Origin of the sequence: Pedobacter sp. UBA5917, from assembly GCF_002432345.1 — a bacterium.
GTDB lineage: Bacteria > Bacteroidota > Bacteroidia > Sphingobacteriales > Sphingobacteriaceae > Pedobacter.
This window is the reverse complement of record NZ_DJDT01000228.1, coordinates 1-5,014: the sequence shown is the minus strand read 5'-3', so window position 1 is coordinate 5,014 and position 5,014 is coordinate 1. Positions and strand designations below refer to the sequence as shown.

The 5,014-nt window shown below is 38.8% G+C and carries 4 protein-coding genes; all 4 read left to right on the top strand.

Translation table 11 applies throughout. From position 1 onward, the window contains the following. The first annotated feature begins 613 nt into the window (after nucleotides 1-613). Nucleotides 614-913, top strand: coding sequence for a GIY-YIG nuclease family protein (locus B2V92_RS15300; RefSeq protein WP_293309644.1), 300 nt, complete (start codon nucleotides 614-616; stop codon nucleotides 911-913). 418 nt (nucleotides 914-1,331) lie between these two features. Next, nucleotides 1,332-3,317 (top strand): DNA primase, encoded by a 1,986-nt coding sequence (dnaG, locus tag B2V92_RS15295; RefSeq protein ID WP_293309642.1) that lies wholly within the window; start codon nucleotides 1,332-1,334, stop codon nucleotides 3,315-3,317. A gap of 196 nt (nucleotides 3,318-3,513) precedes the next feature. Continuing rightward, a complete protein-coding gene (locus B2V92_RS15290) occupies nucleotides 3,514-3,879 on the top strand; it encodes a YraN family protein (protein WP_293309640.1) in 366 nt (121 codons plus the stop codon). After that, the gene (locus B2V92_RS15285) at nucleotides 3,857-4,939 is read left to right on the top strand and encodes a glutaminyl-peptide cyclotransferase (RefSeq protein ID WP_293309638.1); all 1,083 of its coding nucleotides are present in this window, start codon (nucleotides 3,857-3,859) and stop codon (nucleotides 4,937-4,939) included. Before B2V92_RS15290 ends, B2V92_RS15285 begins: the two co-directional genes overlap by 23 nt. Nucleotides 4,940-5,014: the final 75 nt, after the last annotated feature.

Sequence of the window (5,014 nt, the reverse complement as noted above, 5' to 3'; positions counted from 1 at the left end):
CGCGGTAACCGGAATTTAATGGAATAAAGTCCTTGCATAATTAATAAATCGTAAGTGTTTGGTTTGGGATATTGTTATTTTGAAATCGCACAAAGATGTTGCTTTGATGTAAGCAGTATTAATCGCCTAGGTTATTAAATTGTTAAATCTGAGAGACAGATTTTAAGCCATTATTACAAAATAAATGTGCCTTGAACGCTTATTAAAGGAGAATTTATCATTCTTTCGACGATAAAAAAATCTGCTAAACTAGTTTAAAAAATCGAGTTCAAAAATTGGTTTTTTGAGTTTTTTTAAGAAAGAATTATGGAAAGTTATTTCCATCGATTTAAATAAACGGAGTGGGTAAAAATCAGGGGATTTAAGCGGTAGAAAAAGAGGTAACAATTAGTTAATATGAGTTATTTACTGTTATTCTGAATACGCAACAGATTGTCATTGCGAGAAGGCTTTTTCAGCCGACGAAGCAATCTTTTTTGTAAGAGTCGCTGGCAGGAAAGATTGCTTCGTCGTACCTCCTCGCAATGACGACTTTGGGCGGTCGAACTGAAGCAAAGGAACGCAATTGGGTGAAGCAATCTTTCGTGTAAAACGGTGAACTTAAAATATAATCATGGAACGAGGTGGAACAGTTTATATCATTACTAATTTTACCCATACCACGTTATATACCGGGGTTACTTCGGATATTATGTTTAGGATAAAAGAACATAAAGACAAAGAATATCCTAAATCTTTTTCTGCTAAATACAATACAGATAAACTTGTTTATTTTTGTTCTTATGATTCAATAGAAGAAGCAATCGCAGAAGAAAAAAGAATTAAAGGTGGAAGCCGGAAAAAGAAGATAAAATTAATAGAATCTATGAATCCTGAATGGAAAGATTTATGGGAGATAGTGAAAGATTGTTAATACGCTCATTGTCGTCATTGCGATTAAAAATATCGTCATTGCGAACTGAAGCCAGGGATTGCGTGATGGAGTGAAGCAATCTTTCCAGAAGGTAACAACAGTTTAAAATAAATAATAGCATAATAGATTCTTTCGTCAGTAGTAAAGCCTCCTAGCAATGACGAGTTTTAGAAGTCGAGACAAAGGAAGGGAGTATGGAAATCTTTGCTTAAAAGTGATTTGTTTGATTACAATTACAAATCATTATTGCAAACTGAAGCAGTCTTTCCTGCAGGTAACAACTTCGTCATTGCGAACTGAAGAGAAGGATCGTATGGTAGAGGGAAGCAATCTTTCTGGGTAATAACAATTTAAAAATAAATAATAACAAAAAAGATTGCTTCGTCGTGCCTCCTCGCAATGACGGACAATAACAAGTATGATAAACCGCGAAACGATAGATAAGATAATGGATACCGCCCGTATTGAGGAGGTAGTTGGGGATTTTGTGCACTTAAAAAAACGCGGAACCAGTTTAATAGGTAATTGCCCTTTCCATGGCGAAAAAACACCTTCATTCCACGTCTCAGTTACTAAAGGCATTTACAAATGCTTTGGTTGTGGCAAAGGGGGCGATTCAGTGCGCTTTATTATGGATCATGAAAAATATTCATATCCGGAGGCGCTTAAGTTTTTAGCCAATAAATACAATATTGAGGTTGAAGAAGCCGAACTAAGCCCACAGGCAATAGAAGCCCAGAGTGCCAAAGAAAGCCTTTACGTAGTTTCACAATACGCAAGTGCTTTTTTTGTAAAACAACTCTGGGATACCGACGAGGGCAGGGGGATTGGCCTTAGTTATTTTAAAGAGCGTGGCTTTAGGGAAGATATCCTTAAAAAATTTGAAGTTGGTTATTCGCCCGACGTATGGGACGCCCTTACGCAGAGTGCCACCAATGCAGGTCATAAACTGGAGTTTTTAGAAGCCACAGGACTATCAATCAAAAATGATAACGGCAAAATTTATGACCGTTTCCGCGGGCGTGTAATGTTCCCAATCCATAACTTTACCGGTAGGATAATCGGTTTTGGGGGTAGGACATTAAAAACCGATAAAAACGTTCCGAAATATGTAAACTCGCCCGAAAGTGAAATTTACCATAAATCGAATGTGCTTTACGGTTTATTCCATGCTAAAAAAGCCATTCGCGATCTTGATAACTGTTATCTGGCCGAAGGTTACGCCGATGTACTTTCGGTGCATCAGGCCGGGATAGAAAACGTAGTTGCTTCTTCGGGTACCTCGTTAACTGTAGAGCAGATCAAACTGATCGGGCGTTTTACCCAGAACATTACCATTTTGTTTGATGGTGATGCTGCAGGTATTAAAGCCTCGTTGCGCGGTTTGGACATGATTTTGGAAGAAGGATTGAACGTAAAAATCGTTTCTTTCCCTGATGGTCACGATCCGGATTCGTACATGCACCACGTTGGTGCCGGTGCTTTTAAAACCTACCTCGAGCAGAACAGGAAAGATTTTATTTTATACAAGGCCAATGTGCTGCTTAAAGATGCCGGCAACGATCCCATCAAACGTGCAGGCATTATCCGTGATATTGTAGAAAGCATCGCTAAAATCCCCGACCAGATCAAAGCTTCGGTTTTTATCCGCGAGTGCAGCAGTTTGCTCGAAATTGATGAACATATTTTACTGGGCGAGCTCAATAAAATGCGCTCGGCCAAGCTGAAGAAAAACTTCGATAACAATCAAAGAGCAAATCCATCGGCAAGTCCTAAACCTTATTCTTCCGGTGCGCCCGAGCCACTTGGACCACCCGATGATTTATGGGATGATAGCGCAGGCCCAATGGGCTACGAGCAACCGACGACTGTAGAGGAAGAGGAATTTCAGGAAAAGGAGATAGTAAGGCTTTTATTGGCTTACGGGCACGAATTTGTAAACTGGGATAAAATAGACGATATGTACATTGGTCCGTTTATCATGCAAAACCTGGCCGATGTTGAATTTGATGATCCGCTCTGCAAACAGATTATCGATTATTATAAAACAGAAATTGACAACGGACGTTTGCCAACATCAAACCATTTTGTTAAACATGAGGATAGGTCAATTGCAGATCTGGCCATTACGCTTTCAACATCAGAGCATGCTTTAAGCGAAAATTGGTTGAATAAACACCTGATTTATGTTAAAGACGAATCGATGAATCTAAAAGCTACCATTTTGGGCGGTATTTTCCACTTGAAAAAACGGAAAGTAGAGAAAATATTGATGAATCTTTTAAAAGAAATCAAAGAAGAAAAAAACGAAGACAACCAGATAATTTTGATGCAGCGTTATGGTGTAATTAAAGGAGTAGAAAGAGAAATCTCGAAGTTCTTGGGATCGGTTATTGTTAAGTAAACTCCAAAATACATGTCATCTCGACTGAAGCGATAGCGGAATGGAGAGATCTGTCTCGAGATAGATTTCTCGGCTACGTTGCACTTCGCTCGAAATGACGACTTTTTGATAGGCTCTTTTGCCAAACAAAGAAACTGTATAACTCAATCATTCATTCTCTCATTGATTCATTCTCCCATTCAATAATTAATAAGCTATGGCCCTCCACAACGATTTAGGTAAAGCCGGTGAAAGTATTGCCAAACAATATCTCGAAGATGAGGGGTATGAGATTTTGGACGAAAACTGGACGCATGGCAAGGCCGAGATTGATTTAATTGTTTATAAAAACGGGATTATGGTTTTTGTAGAGGTTAAATCGCGGAGTTCAGTAGCTTTCGGCGAACCGGAAGATTTTGTGCATAAAGCCAAAGAGAAACAGATGGAATTGGCGGCAAATGCCTATATTGACATCATGAACCATCAAAATGATATCCGTTTTGATATTATTGCAATTACATTTACAAAAAACAAAAGTTATAATTTAAACCATATAGAAGATGCGTTTTGGCCTGAAGACTAACCCCATTAAAAATTTCATATTTATCGGAACCGTACTTGCATTTGTAAGTTCTTGTAAGGAAAATACCACCACAACCTACCGTAGTTTTCTTTCGCCTTTAACCGGCCTTAATGTCGCGTCGGGAAAAGAGTTTGATGTTAAAGTGCAGTTTGGTGCCGAGCAGAAGGTAGACTCGGTAGTTTATCTGATCGATACTGTTAAAGTGCTTTCCAAAACCGATACCTCGGGTATAAAACTTAAAACTGCCGGTTTAAAACTGGGTAACCACCTGTTGACCGCAAAAATATTCGGTGAAGGAAAATCGGAAGATTTAACCTCCAATATCAACGTTTTGGCTGCCCAGGCTCCGGTTGAGTATGGTTACAAAGTGATTAAATCATTGCCTCACGATACTTCTTCTTATGTAGAAGGTTTAGAATACCATGATGGCTTTTTCTACGAAAGTGCCGGCGATTATGGTCACTCGAGTTTACGCAAAGTAGATCCGGCAAGTGGTAAGGTCCTTCAGAAAGCAGATCTGGATAAACAATATTTCGGCGAAGGCATTACCGTGATCGGAAACAAGATTATCCAATTAACCTATCGCGAAAAAGTGGGCTTTGTGTACGATAAAGCTACTTTCAAAAAGCTTTCAGATTTTTCTTATACTACAGGTAGAGAAGGTTGGGGTTTGGCTTTCGACGGACAGAGAGTATTGAATACTGATGGATCCAATACCATCTTTTTCCTGAATAAAGATACTTATCAAAAAACAGGATCGATTGATGTTTTTGATGATAAAGGTGCTATCCAGAACCTGAATGAGCTTGAAGTAATTGATGGTAAGATTTATGCAAATGTATACACTACCAACAATGTTCTGATCATTAATCCGGAAACCGGTGCCGTAGAGGGCAGAATCGATCTGTCTGGATTATTGCCTGCCGATTATTTTAAAACCGAAGAAGAAAAAGCCAATAACGTTTTAAATGGGATAGCTTACGATAAAACCACGAAAGGACTTTTTGTGGCTGGTAAAAAATGGCCGCATATTTTCCAGATTGAGTTGGTGAAGAAATAAATCAAGAGCTGTAATTGCGGTACGCTATTTTTTACAACCATTAACTTCATAAAAAGCATCGTCATCTCGACTGGA

Coding starts and splice junctions, on each gene's coding strand:
- B2V92_RS15300 (WP_293309644.1), top strand. CDS start 614: ATGGAACGAGGTGGAACAGTTTATATCATTACTAATTTTACCCATACC.
- dnaG (WP_293309642.1), top strand. CDS start 1,332: ATGATAAACCGCGAAACGATAGATAAGATAATGGATACCGCCCGTATT.
- B2V92_RS15290 (WP_293309640.1), top strand. CDS start 3,514: ATGGCCCTCCACAACGATTTAGGTAAAGCCGGTGAAAGTATTGCCAAA.
- B2V92_RS15285 (WP_293309638.1), top strand. CDS start 3,857: ATGCGTTTTGGCCTGAAGACTAACCCCATTAAAAATTTCATATTTATC.